The organism is Rhizobium sp. FG96 (genome assembly GCF_057808655.1).
Genome location: NZ_JBMDIL010000002.1, coordinates 573,720 through 590,357 on the forward strand (window position 1 = coordinate 573,720; position 16,638 = coordinate 590,357).

General features: G+C 61.4%; 16 protein-coding genes and 1 riboswitch. Of the genes, 10 read left to right on the forward strand and 6 right to left on the reverse strand.

The features are described from left to right. The first annotated feature begins 71 nt into the window (after positions 1-71). From ACODR6_RS05985 to nrdF, 6 genes are all read left to right on the forward strand, one after another. Entirely contained in the window at positions 72-1,514 is a 1,443-nt protein-coding gene (locus ACODR6_RS05985; RefSeq protein WP_489021464.1) for a sensor histidine kinase, read from the forward strand. Positions 1,515-1,668: 154 nt separating this feature from the next. Beyond that, positions 1,669-2,337, forward strand: a complete 669-nt coding sequence (locus ACODR6_RS05990; RefSeq protein ID WP_489021466.1) for a response regulator — start codon at positions 1,669-1,671, stop codon at positions 2,335-2,337. Positions 2,338-2,519: 182 nt separating this feature from the next. After that, positions 2,520-2,743, forward strand: a riboswitch (cobalamin riboswitch). A 253-nt stretch (positions 2,744-2,996) separates the two neighbouring features. Then, entirely contained in the window at positions 2,997-3,218 is a 222-nt protein-coding gene (nrdH, locus tag ACODR6_RS05995) for a glutaredoxin-like protein NrdH (RefSeq protein WP_489021468.1), read from the forward strand. A 12-nt stretch (positions 3,219-3,230) separates the two neighbouring features. Further along, positions 3,231-3,641: a class Ib ribonucleoside-diphosphate reductase assembly flavoprotein NrdI gene (nrdI, locus tag ACODR6_RS06000; RefSeq protein ID WP_112718572.1), complete on the forward strand. Its 411-nt coding sequence runs from the start codon at positions 3,231-3,233 to the stop codon at positions 3,639-3,641. Beyond that, entirely contained in the window at positions 3,611-5,770 is a 2,160-nt protein-coding gene (gene nrdE, locus ACODR6_RS06005) for a class 1b ribonucleoside-diphosphate reductase subunit alpha (protein ID WP_489021471.1), read from the forward strand. Before nrdI ends, nrdE begins: the two co-directional genes overlap by 31 nt. A 205-nt stretch (positions 5,771-5,975) precedes the next feature. After that, positions 5,976-6,950: a class 1b ribonucleoside-diphosphate reductase subunit beta gene (nrdF, locus tag ACODR6_RS06010; RefSeq protein WP_489021473.1), complete on the forward strand. Its 975-nt coding sequence runs from the start codon at positions 5,976-5,978 to the stop codon at positions 6,948-6,950. Positions 6,951-6,956: 6 nt separating this feature from the next. Here the strand turns inward: nrdF and ACODR6_RS06015 are convergent, their stop codons facing one another. From ACODR6_RS06015 to ACODR6_RS06040, 6 genes are all read right to left on the reverse strand, one after another. Beyond that, complete coding sequence (locus tag ACODR6_RS06015; protein WP_489021475.1) at positions 6,957-7,844, reverse strand: efflux RND transporter periplasmic adaptor subunit; 888 nt, start codon at positions 7,842-7,844, stop codon at positions 6,957-6,959. Beyond that, positions 7,841-8,050: a DUF1656 domain-containing protein gene (locus tag ACODR6_RS06020; protein WP_112388635.1), complete on the reverse strand. Its 210-nt coding sequence runs from the start codon at positions 8,048-8,050 to the stop codon at positions 7,841-7,843. The genes ACODR6_RS06015 and ACODR6_RS06020 overlap by 4 nt, the downstream gene beginning before the upstream one ends. A 6-nt stretch (positions 8,051-8,056) precedes the next feature. Further along, on the reverse strand, positions 8,057-10,069 hold the full coding sequence (locus tag ACODR6_RS06025) for an FUSC family protein (protein WP_489021545.1): 2,013 nt from the start codon (positions 10,067-10,069) through the stop codon (positions 8,057-8,059). 50 nt (positions 10,070-10,119) lie between these two features. Continuing rightward, positions 10,120-10,596: a MarR family winged helix-turn-helix transcriptional regulator gene (locus ACODR6_RS06030; protein WP_112718646.1), complete on the reverse strand. Its 477-nt coding sequence runs from the start codon at positions 10,594-10,596 to the stop codon at positions 10,120-10,122. 96 nt (positions 10,597-10,692) lie between these two features. Next, positions 10,693-11,460 (reverse strand): SDR family NAD(P)-dependent oxidoreductase, encoded by a 768-nt coding sequence (locus tag ACODR6_RS06035; RefSeq protein ID WP_489021478.1) that lies wholly within the window; start codon positions 11,458-11,460, stop codon positions 10,693-10,695. Between the two features lie 31 nt (positions 11,461-11,491). Further along, entirely contained in the window at positions 11,492-12,397 is a 906-nt protein-coding gene (locus ACODR6_RS06040) for a helix-turn-helix domain-containing protein (protein ID WP_489021480.1), read from the reverse strand. A gap of 86 nt (positions 12,398-12,483) precedes the next feature. Here ACODR6_RS06040 and ACODR6_RS06045 point away from each other — a divergent pair, with 86 nt between their 5' ends. The 4 genes from ACODR6_RS06045 (at position 12,484) to ACODR6_RS06060 (ending at position 16,623) form a co-directional block, all read left to right on the forward strand. Beyond that, positions 12,484-13,758, forward strand: coding sequence for an ABC transporter substrate-binding protein (locus tag ACODR6_RS06045; protein WP_112718558.1), 1,275 nt, complete (start codon positions 12,484-12,486; stop codon positions 13,756-13,758). Between the two features lie 76 nt (positions 13,759-13,834). Then, complete coding sequence (locus tag ACODR6_RS06050; protein ID WP_489021482.1) at positions 13,835-14,695, forward strand: carbohydrate ABC transporter permease; 861 nt, start codon at positions 13,835-13,837, stop codon at positions 14,693-14,695. Then, a complete protein-coding gene (locus tag ACODR6_RS06055; RefSeq protein WP_112718554.1) occupies positions 14,692-15,528 on the forward strand; it encodes a carbohydrate ABC transporter permease in 837 nt (278 codons plus the stop codon). The genes ACODR6_RS06050 and ACODR6_RS06055 overlap by 4 nt, the downstream gene beginning before the upstream one ends. Before the next feature lie 12 nt (positions 15,529-15,540). Continuing rightward, a complete protein-coding gene (locus tag ACODR6_RS06060; RefSeq protein ID WP_489021485.1) occupies positions 15,541-16,623 on the forward strand; it encodes an ABC transporter ATP-binding protein in 1,083 nt (360 codons plus the stop codon). Positions 16,624-16,638: the final 15 nt, after the last annotated feature.

Genomic DNA, 16,638 nt, shown 5'->3' on the forward strand with positions numbered 1-16,638 from the left:
GCGACGATAGAGGCCTGATCGGCATTGGGGGACGTTTTGCCGAATAAATACTTTAGGGTGGGGATATTAACGTGCATGAAGAGGTGAAGGAGCCAGCGCAGCAGCGCTCGCCGCTGTTCACGCATGTGATCGCCTGGGTGGCGCACCGGACGCTTTCGACGCAGTTTCTGATTGCGAGCGGCCTCGTCATTCTGATCGCCACGCTCTCGGCTGGCTATCTGACGACGCGGCTGGTGTCAGACAAGGCGCTGAACAGCAAGGCGGGGACGACAGCACTTCTGGTGCAGAGCCTGACGGAAGCTGAGGTCCAGGCGCTGGCGCTCTCCAAGGTTCTTCCGGCCGCCAGCATCGAGCTTCTGGATTCGCTGTTCGACGATCCGGATTTCAAGGTGCGGTTTCCGCATCTGGAAATCTGGGCGACCGATGGGACTGTCGCCTATTCGCGCGCAAAGCCAATGATCGGCCAGCGTTTCGAGTTTCCCGATGGGCTGCAGCGGGCGCTAAAAGGTGAGATCGTCGCCATCTACGCGGATCTCAAGGCCGCCGAACATACCTTCCGCAATATCAATACGGAATATCTGGAGATCTACAGCCCGCTCCACGACCAGGCTTCCGGGCGCATCATCGGCGTCGCCGAGATCCATGAGGAGCCGAATAGCTTCATGGGCGAGCTCGCCCGGCTGCGGATCGTCACCTGGGCGACCGTCGCGCTGTTTTCGTTCGTCGTCATGCTCGGCCTGTTCCTGATCGTCAGGCGCGGCAGCCGGACGATCGAGACCCAGCGCCATGCGCTGAGTCACCGTGCCGAGGAGGCGGAGCTGGCTTCCAAGGAGCTGATGGAGCTGCGCGATACGGCGCGGCGGGCCTCGATGGAGCTCGCCAACATGAACGAGACCTTCATCCGCCGCATCGGCGCCGATCTGCACGACGGCCCGGTGCAACTGATGACGCTCGCCATCCTGCAGCTCGACGAGCTGCGGGACCTGACCCGCAAGGACGAGCGCGACAGGGCTCTCGACGCAACGAACAAGGCGCTGGGCGAAGCGCTCATCGAAACGCGCACGGTGACGAAGTCGCTGCTCCTGCCGGAGATCCTGCATCTCTGGGCCAAGGACGTGGTGGCCGAAGCGATCAAGCAGCACGAGGCGCGCACGCGAACCAAGGTCGCCTTCACCTCAAGCGGCACGAATGCCGATCTGCCCCCGGCGCTGAAGACCTGCATCTACCGCTTCGTGCAGGAGGGGCTCAACAATGCCTACCGACATGCCGGCGCCAACGGTCAGCGTGTCCGATGTCGGATCGACATGCCGGTCGTCTCGATCTCGGTCGAGGATGACGGTCTGCCTCCCGGGACGCTGCCGCTTGCGGCGCGCGAAGGGGGAATGGGGCTTTACGGCCTTCGCCAGCGCATCGAAAGCTTCGGCGGGTCGCTGACCATCGGCAAGCGCCCGGATGGCGGCATGGTGCTGGCGATGACGCTGGAATTGCAGCAGGCGGATGCCGCCGCCCATTGAGCCGGAACTAGCCGAATTGATAGGTAGCTATAAGCATAGATGTGGAATAGACACAAATACGATGAAGTTAACCAAGCATTAAAATCCAGCTTTATGTTTTGCTCTGATTACATTAGATCTGTTGGATAGAAAGACGAGGGGGTTATTCGTCATCATGTCTATCTCGGTCGCGTTCGTAGATGATCATCCAATATTACTGGATGGACTGGTTAATCTTTACTCCGCTAAGGATGACCTCCGGGTCACGGCGCGCGGTGAGAATGCCATCGACGCCCTGAAGATCGTCGAGGAGCATCGTCCCGATGTCCTCGTCACCGATCTCAGCATGCCGGGCGACACGCTGGCGGCGCTTGAGCTGATCCAGAAGAACTACGAAAGCACCAAGGTCGTGGTCTTCACCGCGACTGCCAATATCGACACGGCGATCCAGGTTCTCAATCTCGGCGTCTGCGGCTATGTGCTCAAGGGCAGCACGGCACGCGATCTCTACGAGGCGATCAAGATCGTCCATGACGGCAGCACTTTCATCACGCCGGGCTTCGCCACCAAGGTCATCCTGTCGATGAAGACGGCGGAAATCCGCCGCAAGGCGCAGATGCAGAAGCGGCTCAGCGCCCGCGAGGAACAGATCGTCAACTATCTGCTGCAGGGCAAGACCAACCGCGAAATCGCCAGCATGCTCGACATCAGCGAGAAGACCGTCAAGCACTACATGACGCTGCTGATGCAGAAACTCGACGCCCGCAACCGCGTCGAAGTCGTGCTTGCGGCGCAGAAGCTGCAGGCGCCGGTTGAGGCCAGCGCTCCGCAGATGCTGTCCTAGGCTCATGGCCAAGGCGGCTCCTAAACTAGGGCAGGTTGGCCAATTTAGCAGAGTGTGAGAACGGATAAACGCGGCTGGCATTGGCCCCCGCGTTTACTCCCTATTCACCATGTTCACCAGATTTCCCCACCTTCCTCAGTGCTGTTGGCAAACAAATTATTGACGCTGATTTTGACTCGCGTACTATATCTAGTGTTCGAGGTTCTCACGATTCGTATGGGTCGTGGGCTAAGACGGGAATTCGGTGAGACCCGCTGCAAAGCGGGACAATGCCGGAGCTGCCCCCGCAACTGTGAGCGGCGAGCATCTGTCCCATTTCGGGTCACTGGGTCATGAAGACCTGGGAAGGCCGGGATGAATGTGATGATCCGCAAGCCAGGAGACCTGCCTTGAGCGAAAACGTCCACGGGCGGGGTGTCCGGCAGGCGAGCGATGAGGTGCGCGCATGATGCGGCTCTTCGCTTCCTCCGGTGTGTCCTGCATGAGCCACTTCGGGGTGAGGTCTAATGTCTTTGAGTTTCAGATCATACCGGCGCGAATGACGGGCTGCTGACGCCCGGCAATCGGCAACGGCTGCCTTCCATTTCGATCTTCCCAAGCGCGGACATCGGCGGATGTCCGAACGATATCCCATGCCTTCCAGTCACGAGGTTTTCCCAATGAGCATCACCGTCTACAGCAAGCCCGCCTGCGTCCAGTGCACCGCGACCACCCGCGCCCTCGACCGCCAGGGCATCGACTACACGATCATCGACGTTTCCACCGATAGCGCTGCCTACGAGCTGGTGCAGGGCCTCGGCTACCGCCAGGTTCCCGTCGTCATCGCCGGCGAGCAGCATTGGGCCGGCTTCCGCCCCGACATGATCAGCGCGCTCACCTGATCGGCTGCCGCGATGGGCGAGATCGTCTATTTTTCCAGCCGGTCGGAGAACACCCATCGTTTCGTCGAGAAGCTCGGCCTTCCCGCGCAGCGCATCCCCATCACCGGTGAGACCCTGCAGGCAGGGTCGCCCTACGTGCTTGTCGTCCCGACCTATAGCGGCGAGGGCGGCAAAGGGGCCGTGCCCAAACAGGTGATCCGTTTCCTCAATGATGCGGCAAACCGTTCGAACCTTCGCGGCGTGATCGCTGCGGGCAACAGCAACTTCGGCGAGACCTACGGGCTTGCCGGCGACATCATCTCGCGCAAATGCCAGGTGCCGTACCTCTACAGGTTCGAGCTTCTCGGCACGGCCGACGACGTCGCCAATGTCAAACACGGATTGGAACGATTTTGGACACGGCAGTTCTCGAGCGCCCCTTGAAGGCGCAGGCCGCTGATGCCGCGCTGGATTATCACGCGCTGAACGCGATGCTCAACCTTTATGACGGCGAGGGGAAGATCCAGCTGGACAAGGACCGGCAGGCGGCCAAGCAATATTTCCTGCAGCATGTCAACCAGAATACCGTCTTCTTCCATAACCTCCGGGAGAAGCTCGATTATCTGGTGACCGAGGGCTATTACGAGCAGGAGGTTCTGGACCAGTATTCGTTCAATTTCGTCCGCGATCTCTTCGACCACGCCTACGACAAGAAGTTCCGGTTTCCGACCTTCCTCGGCGCCTTCAAATATTACACCAGCTACACGCTGAAGACCTTCGACGGAAAGCGCTATCTGGAGCGCTACGAAGACCGTGTCTGCATGGTGGCGCTGGCGCTGGCGCGGGGCAGCGAGGCGCTCGCCCGCGACATGGTCGATGAGATCATTTCCGGCCGCTTCCAGCCGGCGACGCCGACCTTCCTCAATGCCGGCAAGAAGCAGCGCGGTGAGCTTGTCTCCTGCTTCCTGATGCGGGTCGAGGACAATATGGAATCGATCGGCCGCTCGATCAATTCGGCGCTGCAGCTTTCCAAGCGCGGCGGCGGCGTGGCGCTGTCGCTGACCAATATCCGCGAGGCCGGTGCGCCGATCAAGCATATCGAGAACCAGTCGTCGGGCATCATTCCGGTGATGAAACTGCTGGAAGATGCGTTTTCCTATGCGAACCAGCTCGGCGCGCGGCAGGGCGCGGGTGCGGTCTATCTGAATGCTCATCACCCCGACATCATGCGCTTCCTTGATACCAAGCGCGAAAATGCCGACGAGAAGATCCGTATCAAGACGCTGTCGCTCGGCGTCGTCATCCCCGACATCACCTTCGAGCTCGCCAAGAACAACGAGGATATGTACCTGTTCTCGCCCTATGACGTGGAACGCGTCTACGGCGTGCCCTTCACCGAGATCTCGGTCACCGAAAAGTATCGCGAGATGGTGGCCGACAGCCGCATCCGCAAGAAGAAGATCAAGGCGCGCGACTTCTTCCAGGTGATCGCCGAAATCCAGTTCGAGAGCGGCTATCCCTACATCATGTTCGAGGACACGGTGAACAAGGCGAACCCGATCGCCGGGCGCATCACCATGAGCAATCTCTGCTCGGAGATCCTGCAGGTCAGCGAGGCCAGCGAATATAACGACGACCTGTCCTACAAGCATATGGGCAAGGACATCTCCTGCAATCTCGGCTCGCTGAACATCGCGGCAGCAATGGATTCGGCCGATTTCGGCAAGACGATCGAGACCTCGATCCGGGCGCTGACGGCGGTTTCCGACATGAGCCATATCTCCTCGGTCCCGTCGATCGAGAAGGGCAATGACGAAAGCCACGCCATCGGTCTCGGACAGATGAACCTGCATGGCTATCTCGCCCGCGAACGCATCCATTACGGCTCCGAAGCAGGCGTCGATTTCACCAACATGTATTTCTATACAGTGACCTACCATGCCATCCGCGCGTCGAGCCGGCTGGCGGTCGAGCGTGGCCAGAGCTTCAAGGGTTTCGAGAATTCGAAATATGCGTCCGGCGAATATTTCGACAAATACACGGAGCAGGAATGGAAACCGGCTACACAGACGGTTGCCGATCTGTTCACAAATGCCGGTATCGAAATCCCCACGCAGCAAGACTGGCTGGCGCTGAAGGAAGCGGTGATGTCCGGTGGGCTCTATAACCAGAACCTGCAGGCCGTGCCGCCGACGGGGTCGATCTCTTACATCAACCACTCGACCTCCTCGATCCACCCGATCGTCTCGAAGATCGAGATCCGCAAGGAAGGCAAGATCGGCCGCGTCTATTACCCGGCCGCCTTCATGACCAACGACAATCTCGACTACTACCAGGATGCCTACGAGATCGGGCCGGAGAAGATCATCGACACCTATGCGGCGGCCACCCAGCACGTCGATCAGGGCCTGTCGCTGACGCTGTTCTTCCGGGATACCGCGACGACCCGCGACATCAACAAGGCGCAGATCTACGCCTGGAAGAAGGGCATCAAGACCATCTACTACATCCGTCTTCGCCAGATGGCGCTGGAGGGGACACAGGTGGAAGGGTGTGTTTCGTGCACGCTTTGATTTGAGGCCTTGCCGCTTTAGCAACGCTTGAGCCCGGAGCCCCTCATCCGCCTGCCGGCACCTTCTCCCCGCTGGGGAGAAGGGAAGGCGGCGCCGCATTCCGATCGTGGTTTGGTGTAGGGCACGTCCCCTCTCCCCCACAGGGAGAGGGTTAGGGTGAGGGGGCCGCGTCCTCCAACAGAACTGATTGAGGAAAGACACACCCATGAACATGCATGCCAAACCTGCATCCCGCATCCGCGCCATCAACTGGAACCGCATCGAGGACGACAAGGATCTCGAGGTCTGGAACCGCCTCACCGGCAACTTCTGGCTCCCTGAAAAGGTGCCGCTATCGAACGACATTCCCTCCTGGGCAACGCTGAAGCCCGAAGAGCAGCAGCTGACGATCCGCGTCTTCACCGGCCTGACGCTGCTCGACACCATCCAGAACGGCGTCGGTTCGGTGAAGTTGATGGCGGATGCCGCGACCCAGCATGAGGAGGCGGTGCTTTCCAACATCTCCTTCATGGAAGCGGTCCATGCGCGCTCCTATTCGTCGATCTTCTCGACGCTCTGCCTGACGCCGGATGTCGACGACGCCTATCGCTGGTCGGAGGAGAACGAGTTCCTGCAGCGGAAGTCGGCGCTGATCATGGAGCAATATGCCTCCGGCGATCCGTTGAAGAAGAAGGTCGCGAGCGTCTTCCTCGAAAGCTTCCTGTTCTATTCCGGCTTCTATCTGCCGATGTTCTGGTCGAGCCGCGCCAAACTGACGAACACCGCCGACATGATCCGCCTGATCATCCGCGACGAGGCTGTTCATGGCTATTATATCGGCTACAAGTTCCAGCGCGCCGTCGAGCGCCTGCCGGAGGCGAGCCGCCAGGAGATCAAGGACTTCGCCTTCGATCTGCTGCTGGAGCTCTACGACAACGAGGCAAAATATACCGAGGCGCTCTATGACGGCGTCGGGCTGACCGAAGACGTCAAGAAGTTCCTGCATTACAACGCCAACAAGGCGCTGATGAACCTCGGCTATGAAGCGCTGTTTCCGCCGGAGGCCTGCAAGGTCAATCCGGCGATCCTGTCGGCGCTCTCGCCGAATGCCGACGAGAACCACGACTTCTTCTCAGGTTCCGGTTCGTCCTACGTCATCGGTAAGGCGGTGGCTACCGAAGACGAAGACTGGGACTTCTGAGAAGCCTCAGTTCAGCGATGCGAGGTCGCCGCTATGGCCGCCGACCTCGACCGTTGCCGTCAGGCCGGCGATCAGCTTGATGTCATCGGGCACCTTGTCGAGATTGATGCGGACGGGAACGCGCTGCGCCAGGCGCACCCAGCTGAAGGTCGGGTTGATATTGGCGAGCAGACCGGTGCCTGACGTCCGCTCGCGATCCTCGATGCCGGTGGCGATGCTGTCGACATGGCCTTCCAGCGTCTGGCGATGGCCCATCAGATGGATGGTGACGCTGTCGCCGACATGGATGCGCGGCAGCTTGGTTTCCTCGAAATAGCCTTCGACGCGCAGCGAATCCGTATCGACGAGCGCGATCTTCGCCGTTCCCGCCGTGACGTAGTCGCCGGGACGCAGGCTGAGGTTGGAAACCGTGCCGTTGACGGTGGCCTTGACGGCCGAGCGGTCGAGATTGAGCTGGGCCAGGTCGCGGTTGGCGACGGCCTGGAGGTAAGTGGCTTCGGCCTGGTCAGCGGCGGTGCGCGCCTGTTCCTTCTGTTGCATGGAGGCAGCGTCGCCGAGCCGCTCCTGGCGTTCGGTCTCGCGGCGGGCCTGTTCGAGGGCCGCCTTGGCGCCTTCGAGGGCCGCTTCGGTCTGAGCGAGCGCAATCTTGAAGCGTTCGCCATCGACGCGGAAGAGGACGTCGCCCTTCTTGACCGACTGGTTGTCCTTGACCGCGACGTCGCTGACGAGGCCGGAGACATCGGGCGCGATGCCGACGACATCGGCGCGCAGGCGCGCGTCGCGCGTCCAGGGTTCATCCATGTAATGCACCCAGAGGCCATGGCCGGCATAGGCGGCAGCGGCAACGAAGGCGAGGGTGACGATCAGGCGGGAGATTGATTTCAGCGTGTTCATGCGAAGTACCAGCGTGTCAGAGAGGAGACCGCTCCAAGGAGCAGCACATAGAGGGAGAGATCGAAGAGGCCGCGGTGCCAGACGAGCGAATAGGCGCCGAGCCAGCTCAGTCCGCGGCGGACGATCATCACGAGAAGAAGAGAGAGCACCATGAGAACGAGAAGGCGCGGCACATAGACGCCATAAAGATCGAATTCGGCAGGCATGACGGTTTACTCGGCTGCAATCTGAAGAGGGGCGGGGATGGCTTCGGGGGCCGGCCAATGTTCCGGCGGCGGCGCCTCGGGGAAGAGTGCGCGGCGGAGGCCGACCAGCGCATCGATATTGTCGTGGGTCTCGGTCTGCTCATGGGCGATCGTTCCCAGGCTGTCGTCAATTGCCGCCCGTAGCGTATCGGGAGGATCGATCGCCTGGCCGGCATGGAGCCTCGAGCGGTAGAAATCGGAAACGCCTGTCAGCACGCGGCCGATGGAGACGGCGCTCGCGCCGCTCAGTTCCTTCCGCTTCGTCTGCAGCATCAAGACGTTGAAGCCGAGACGGACATCGGCAAAGCCGTCGACCTTCTTGAGTTCCCGGTCTTCGACTGCGGCCAGGCGTGGAACGAGCTGGCCGAGGCGGTCGAGAATACGTCCGGAAAGCCGCTCGTGATCGGTGCGGCGCTCGCCGGCTGCCGTTTCCGCCAGGTCCTTCCATCCAGCACGCACCAGCCGCCAGGCGGCAAGTTCGGCGCCGAAGGGCCTTGCGATCAGCGTCCAGACGAGGGCAAAGCCGATGCCGGCAAGGGCTGCGATCGCCTCGTTGGTGAAGGTCGTGAAGTCGGACGTATAGCGGTCCTGCAGGGCAATGAAGGAGGCGCTGTTCACCGAGAGCAGCATCGCCAGCATGTTAAACTGCGGGCGGGTGATCAGAAGGCCGAGCAGCAGGAATGGCGGGGCGAAGGCCACCACCAGGAGCTCATAGGAATTGACCGCTGGCAGGATGGCAAAGATGTAGGTGAAGGAGATGACAAGGCTCACCGCCGACCAGATGAACATCGAGCGGATGAAGGGTGCTGGGCGATCCATCGCCGCAAAGAACGAGCAGGCGACGGCCGCCATGGTCACGAAGCCCGCGCCGTTCTGCCAGCCGGTGAAGATCCAGAAGAAGCAGGCAACCGCAATGCCCGCCACGACCGAACCGGCGGCAAACGCAATCAGCGCGAAATCATAGTGCCGGACGCGACCAACCACCTGGCGATGGCGGAAAACGGGATGCCAGGGGCCTGCATGACGGCCGCTGGCGATCTCGTCGCGCAGCGTCAGGCAATCGTGCCAGAGATCAACGATCTCGCCGAGGCGGGCGAGGGCGCTGCGATAGAGGAGCGCATTCCAGCCGGTCTCGCTGCTTTCGGATGTCTGCACGTCATCGATGCGGCGGCGCAGCTTGGCGCCAGTTCCGTCGGGCTTTCCGGCGCCGCCCTGCTGCAGCCAAGATGCGGCGTCGTTGAGCAGAACGGAAAGTGCCGGCGGCAGCTCCTGTCCTGATGATTTCAGGGCGTGGAGGCGGTCGGCGAGGGAGGAAAACAGCGGTAGCAACATCAGCAATCTGCCGCGCAGTTCGCGCGAATGGCGCACGATATCGCGGCCGTTGGCATCATGGCCGAGCTGGCTGATGACCAGATCGAGGCCGGTGACGTCGGAGGCGAGCTTCTGCCGCTTCAGCGGCGTCGCGGGCGAGGCGCCTTCGCCGCGCAGGATCTCGTCGGCCCAGCTTCCGGCATCGTCGAGCCAGGTGGTGATGCGCTGTCCGAGCAGCGAGCTGACGCTGGCCGGAAAGACGACGGCACTGACGAGGCTGGCGCAGACGATCCCGATGATGATCTCTTCCGAACGGGCAAGCGCCGTGTCGAAGACCGTTTCCGGCGAGCCGACGGAGGGCAGGGCGATCATCGGCAGCGAATAGCCGGCCAGCATGAAGACATAGCTTCTGGCGCTGCGATCAAGCATCGAGATGAAAAGCAGCGTGCCCGTCCAGAGTGCGACGACGATCGACAGGAGTTCGGGGGCGTTGACGAAGAGGGGAACGAAGAACACGGCCGCCGATGCGCCGAGCAGCGTGCCGAGCGCGCGATAGAGCCCCTTGGAGCTCGTGGCGCCCGCCAGTGGATTTGCCACGACATAGACGGCCGCCATCGCCCAATAGGGTCGCGGCAGATCGAGCGAAAGCGCCACGAAAAGCGCCAGCATCGACGCAAGGAACGCCTTGCCCGAAAACAACCAGTCACGCCATCCAGGTGTCACGACGCTGCCTCGATTTCCTTTTCGATGGCGCCTGTCTGCGTCACGTCGATATTGTCGAAGGCCTGAAGCACACGCACGGCGGCTTCGAGGTCAGCCTTGCTGACGTCCTGCATGATGCGTCCGCGCAGCTCGTCGAGCACGGCTTCCATGCGCGCCGCAAGCGCGCTGCCTTCTTCGGTTAAGTAGAGACCCTTGGCCCGGCGGTCGGCCGGGTCGTCCTTGCGCACGACAAGACCGAGCGTCTCGAGCTGGTCGAGAAGGCGCACCAGCGAGGGGCCCTCGATGCCGACATGGCTTGCGAGCACCACTTGCCGGACACCGCCGCCGAGGCGGCCGATCCAGAGCAGGGGGGCAGCACAGGCCTCGGAAATTCCGTGGCTGCTGAGAGCGAGGTCGACCGCACGGCGCCACTGGCGGCCGGTCGAAAGCAGGTTGGCGGTAAAGACGCGCTGAAGGCTGTTGTAGGAGGTCATGTGGCGTATATAGCATCAAAATCGATAGGATTCAAATTATTCGCTATCTATTTTATCCGATGCGGCAATTTGGCCAGTCGTGGTTACCAGAACCTTTCAGATCGCCGTGAAGCCGTTGTCGACGAAGAGGTGTACACCGTTGACGAAATTCGAGTCGTCGCTGGCGAGGTAGAGCGCGGCACGTGCTACATCCTCGGGCTCGCCAATCCGGCCCTGCTGGGCGGCGATCGCCGCATCGGAGACATCGACGCCGAGCTTCTGCAGTTCGGCGACCTCGCGCAGGCCATGCGGCGTGCGGATGAAGCCGGGGCAGACGGCATTGCAGCGGATGTTGCGGTCGCGGAACTCGACGGCGATGGCGCGGGCAAACATGTGCACGGCGCCTTTGGTCGTGTCGTAGAGCACTTCCATCGGCGTCGCGGCGACGGCCGAGATCGACGAGGTGCAGACGATCGACCCGCCACCTGATGCAATCATCTTCGGCAGAACGGCCCTGGTCATCAGGAACATCGAGCGGACGTTGACGCCGTGCAGCCACTCCCACTCTTCGAGCGTCGTTTCGAGGAACGGCTTGATGACGATCGTGCCGGCGTGGTTGAAGAGTACCGTGACCGCGCCGAACTTCTCCTCGACGCCCCTCACCGCATGATTGACGGCCTTCTCGTCGGAGACATCGGCGACCCAATATTCGGCGGTACCACCGGCATCCCGGATCGCCTTCACGGTCTCGGCGGAGGCTGCCTCGTTGCGGTCGATGATCGCCACCTTTGCGCCCTCGGCTGCAAAGAGCTTCGATGCCGCCCCGCCCATGCCCGTCGCGCCGCCGGAAATGATCGCAATCTTGCCTGCCAGTCTTCCGGCCATGGGGAGGTCTCCGTGTTTGATGTGAATGGGTTCAGTTTGCCGTCGAAATTCCCGAAGAGCGCAGGTCGCGGCGGAAATCGGAGGGCGACATGCCGGCGATGTGCCGGAAGGATTTGTTGAAGGCGCTGATCGAACCGAAGCCGCTGTCCATGGCGACTTGCAGCACGTTGGCCTCCTCGCTCATCAGCATCGCCTGGGCGCGCGAGAGCCGCAGCAGGTTCACATATTTGCTGAGCGTCATGCCGGTCGATTTCTTGAACAGGTTCATCGCATATTTCGGATGAAGATCGGCAGCGCGGGCGATATCGATCGTGTCGATATCCTCCATGAAGTTGGCGGCGATGAAATCGCACATGCGAGCCACGTTGCGCGACGACTGCGCGTAGGGCGGGTCGTTCTCGGCAAGCTCGGCGCCGAGGCCGATCATCGAATAGGGTTCGAGCAGGATGCGCTCGATGCGCAGGAGCAGCTCATCGACCGCATGCTGGGATTTGGCCGCGTCGCCCGACGTTGCATAGCGATGCCAGCGAGCGAAATTCTCGTTGTCGGCGGCATCGGTCGCCGAAGTGAGCATGGTCGCGCCGCGCATCAGCTGGCCGGAGATGGCAACGGGCAGGCGCATGCGGAAGAAATAGACGAGCGGCAGATGGGCGCCAGCATAAATCGAATCGTCGGATGATTCGTCCATCTGATGCGGCTGGCCGCCCCAGAACAGGCACATCTCGCCAGCCTTCAGCGAAAACTGGTGGTCGCTCATGCGGTAATGCACGGTGCCGCGCATCACGAAGTTGACCTCGACCTGCGCGTGCCAGTGGGGCATCACCATGACGGGCGGATGGGCGTGGAACATCTGCAAAGCGGTGGGTAGGCCCTCGATGCTGCTCGCACCCGGTTGATAGATGGCTCTTCCCGCGACCTTACTTTCCGCCAAATCCATATTCCCTTTTTAGGAGACAGCCGGTGCCTGCAAGCTAGTGTAGGCACGTTCGCTAAGGGACGGCAATTGAAAAGGGAGGATTTTCAATGCGCTTCAATCTTATCGGTGCGACGGCTGCTGTCGCGCTTCTTGCTTCCGGCTCCGCTTATGCAGAGCAGGGCACGCTCACCATCTGGAGCTGGAACGTCGCCGCATCGGCGCTGAAATCCACAGTGGAAGGCTTCAACAAGAAATACCCCGACGTCAAAGTCGACGTTCAGGATCTCGGCAACCAGCAGGTCTTCGACAAGATGCTGGCCGCCTGCGCCGCCGGAGGAGACGGCCTGCCTGACATCGTCACCGTCGAAAACTTCGAAGCGGAAATCTTCTGGAACCGCTTCCCGGATTGCTTCACCAACCTGAAGGACCTCGGCTACAACGCCGATATCCAGGCGAAATTCCCCGACTTCAAGCGCACGGAGCTGGAAGTGGGCGATGTCGCCTACGCCATGCCGTGGGACTCCGGCCCGGTCGCCGTCTTCTACCGCCGCGATTTCTATGAAAAGGCCGGCGTCGATCCGGCAAGCATCAAGACCTGGGACGATTTCATCGCCGCCGGCAAGAAGATCTCCGAAGCCAATCCCGGTGTCGTCATGGCACAGGCCGATTTCAACGGTGACAGCGAATGGTTCCGCATGATCTCCAACGAGCAGGGCTGCGGCTACTTCTCCGAGGACGGCCAGTCGATCACCATCAACAAGCCCGCCTGCGTCGCGACCCTTGAAAAGGTCAAGCAGATGAAGGATGCCGGCACGCTGACCGCCGCCATCTGGGATGAAAAGATCCAGGCAAACACCGCAGGCAAGGTCGCCAGCCAGATGTATGGCGGCTGGTATGAAGGCACCATCCGTTCCGGCTCGCCGGATCTCTCCGGCAAGTGGGGCGTCTATATGATGCCGAGCCTTACGGCTGATGGCCCGCATGCCGCCAATCTCGGCGGTTCGTCGCTGGCGATCGCTGCCAATTCCGAAAACAAGGAAGCGGCCTGGAACTACATCAACTACGCGCTGGCCACCAATGAAGGCCAGGTAACGATGCTGAAGTCCTTCGGCCTCGTTCCCTCGCTCCTCTCTGCCGTCCAGGACCCGTTCGTCAACGAGCCGCAGCCCTATTGGGGTGGCCAGAAGGTCTGGGCCGACATTCTCTCGACCCTGCCGAAGATCGTGCCGAGCCGTGGCACGCAGTTCCAGACGGATGCGGACGCCATCTACAAGGCATCGCAGACCAAGTATTTCGCCGGTGGCTATCCGGATGCCAAGGCTGCGCTTGACGACGCTGCCAAGCAGATCGCCACCGCGACGGGTCTTCCGGTCGCAGAGTAAGTAACGAAGCTGGGCGCTTCGCGCGCCCGGCGCTCCATCCCCCGGGATGGCTCGTTGCGTCTGTGAGGAGGAAAATATGCCGATCCGCAACCGGAGCGCCTACGCGTTCCTCGCGCCCTATCTTATTGTTTTCGCCACCTTCTGGGTGTGGCCGATCATCAGCTCGTTTCTGATTTCGTTTCAGAATACGCGCGTCAATCCGTGGAAGTTCAGCCTCTCGGCCAATTGGGGGCGCCTGTTCGGCGACCCGGCTTTCTACAACGCGCTCTGCAACACGCTGATCATCCTGGTGATCCAGGTTCCGGTGATGATCGCGATCGCCACTGTCATGGCGGTGCTCCTGAATTCGCCGCTCCTGAAGCTGCGGCCGCTCTTCCGCTTTGCCTTTTTCGCGCCTGTCGTCGTCGGCGAGGTCGCCTATGCGGCCGTCTTCCGGCTGATGTTCAGCATCGATTTCGGCATCGTCAACAAGCTCATCACCTCTGTCGGTCTGCCCGCCGTTTCCTGGTTCGACAATGCCAACGCCGCCATGGCGCTCGTCATCATCGCGGTGACCTGGCGCTGGGCGGGCTATAACGCCATCATCATTCTGGCCGGCCTGCAGTCCATTCCTGACGATGTCTATGAAGCCGCGACGCTCGATCGCGTTAGCAAGACGCAGCAGTTCTTCCACATCACCCTGCCGCTGCTGAAGCCGATCATCCTCTTCTGCGTGGTGCTCTCGGTTATCGGCACGATGCAGCTCTTCACCGAACCGTTCCTGATCACCAATCGCGGCGGTCCGGGTGGTGGCACGGAGACGCTTGGCCTGCTGCTGTACCGCCAGGGGTTCCTGTCGCTGAACTTCGGTTATGCGTCAGCCGTCGCTTACACAATGGCAGCGCTCGCCGTTGCAATCTCGCTGCTCAATCTGTGGGTCGGGAGGGAGCCGAAATGAAATCCAAGTCGCAATCGCTTCTCCTCAGAAAGATCGCGCTGCATGCGGTGCTGACGCCGCTGGCGATCATCTGGCTCTTTCCGCTCTGGATGATGTTCATCTTCTCGACCATGCCCGATTACGGCATCTTCAGCCCGGAGATCGTGCTGTTGCCGTCGACGAATTTCGTCGCGAACTTTAGGGATCTGGAAGCGCAGACCGGCTTCACCCGGGCGATGTTCACGTCGATCTCGGTGGCCGTCATCTACACCGTGCTTTCGGTGCTCCTGACCTCGATGGCAGGCTGGGCGCTGGCGCGTTATCGCTTCGCCGGGCGCTCCGTCGTCGTCGCCATCATCCTCGGCACGATTACGCTGCCCTTTGCCGTGGTCGTCATCCCGCAGTTCATCATGGTGGCGCGCGAGTTCAAGCTGGCCAATACCTGGGTGGCGCTCATCGTTCCGCCGCTCTTCAATTCGCTCGGCGTTCTCTTCATGCGCCAGTCCTTCTCGATGATGCCGAACGAGCTCTTCGATGCGGCGCGCGTCGAGGGCGTCAAGGAATGGCAGATCTTCCTCAGGATCGCGCTGCCCTTGGCGCGGCCGACCATGGCGGCGCTCGCCATCATTCTCTTCCTGGTGTCGTGGAACAATTATCTCTGGCCGCTGCTCATCAATTCGCGCCCGGCGATGATGACGGCACCGGTGGCATTGGGAACGCTGATCGGCCTCACCAAGGTGTCCTGGGGCGGCATCATGGCGGGCGCCACGATGCTGACCGCGCCGATCCTCATCGTCTTCGTGCTCCTGCAGCGCCACTTCATCGCCGGCATCGCCGCCGGCGCAATCAAATAATCGGGGAGCCGCATGGCAGAGCTTTCACTTACGAACGTCATCAAGCGCTACGGCGCCCTTGAGATCATCCACGGCGCCAATCTGGAGGTGAAGGACGGCGAGTTCGTCGTCTTCGTCGGCCCTTCGGGCTGCGGCAAGTCCACGCTCCTGCGCATGATCGCCGGGCTCGAGGATATTTCCGGCGGCGAGATCAATATCGGCGGCAAGGTGGTCAATGATGTCGAGCCCGCCGACCGCGGTATCGCCATGGTCTTCCAGTCCTATGCGCTCTATCCGCATATGACGGTGGCCGAGAACCTTTCCTTCGGCCTGCGCATGAACGGCAATCCGAAGGAGGATACCGAGAAGCGCGTCCAGCACGCCGCCGGGATCCTGCAGATCAACGAGCTCATGCAGCGCCGCCCGAAACAGCTCTCCGGCGGCCAGCGCCAGCGCGTCGCGATCGGCCGCGCCATCGTGCGCGAGCCCGAGGTCTTTCTGTTCGACGAGCCGCTGTCGAACCTCGATGCCGAATTGCGCGTTCAGATGCGCGTCGAAATCTCCCGCCTGCACAAGCAGCTCGGCACGACGATGATCTACGTCACCCACGACCAGACGGAAGCGATGACGCTGGCCGACAAGATCGTCGTGCTGCGCGCCGGCAATATCGAGCAGGTCGGCGCGCCGCTCGATCTCTACGACGATCCGGCAAACCAGTTCGTGGCCGGCTTCGTCGGCTCGCCGAAGATGAATTTCATCAAGGCTGTTGTCACAGGCAAGGATGCTGCGGGACTGACGATCGCGCTCACCGCAGACAAGAATGTGCGGCTGACACTGCCGCTTTCGGCTGCGCTCGCCGAGGGCGCCGAGGTAACGCTCGGCGTCCGTCCGGAGCATTTCGGCGATGCCGGCAAGGGCGATGCCGACCTGACCGTCAGCGTCGATGTCGCCGAGCATCTCGGCAATACCAGCTACATCTACGCAACGCTCGGCGGCGAGCAGCTCATTATCGAGCGGCCGGAATCGCGCGCCACCGGCAATCGCGACAGCCTCACCGTCTCGCTCTCGTCCAAGCGTACCTTCCTGTTCGACAGCACCGGCCAACGTCTGCGCTGACCATCCGCAATCCCA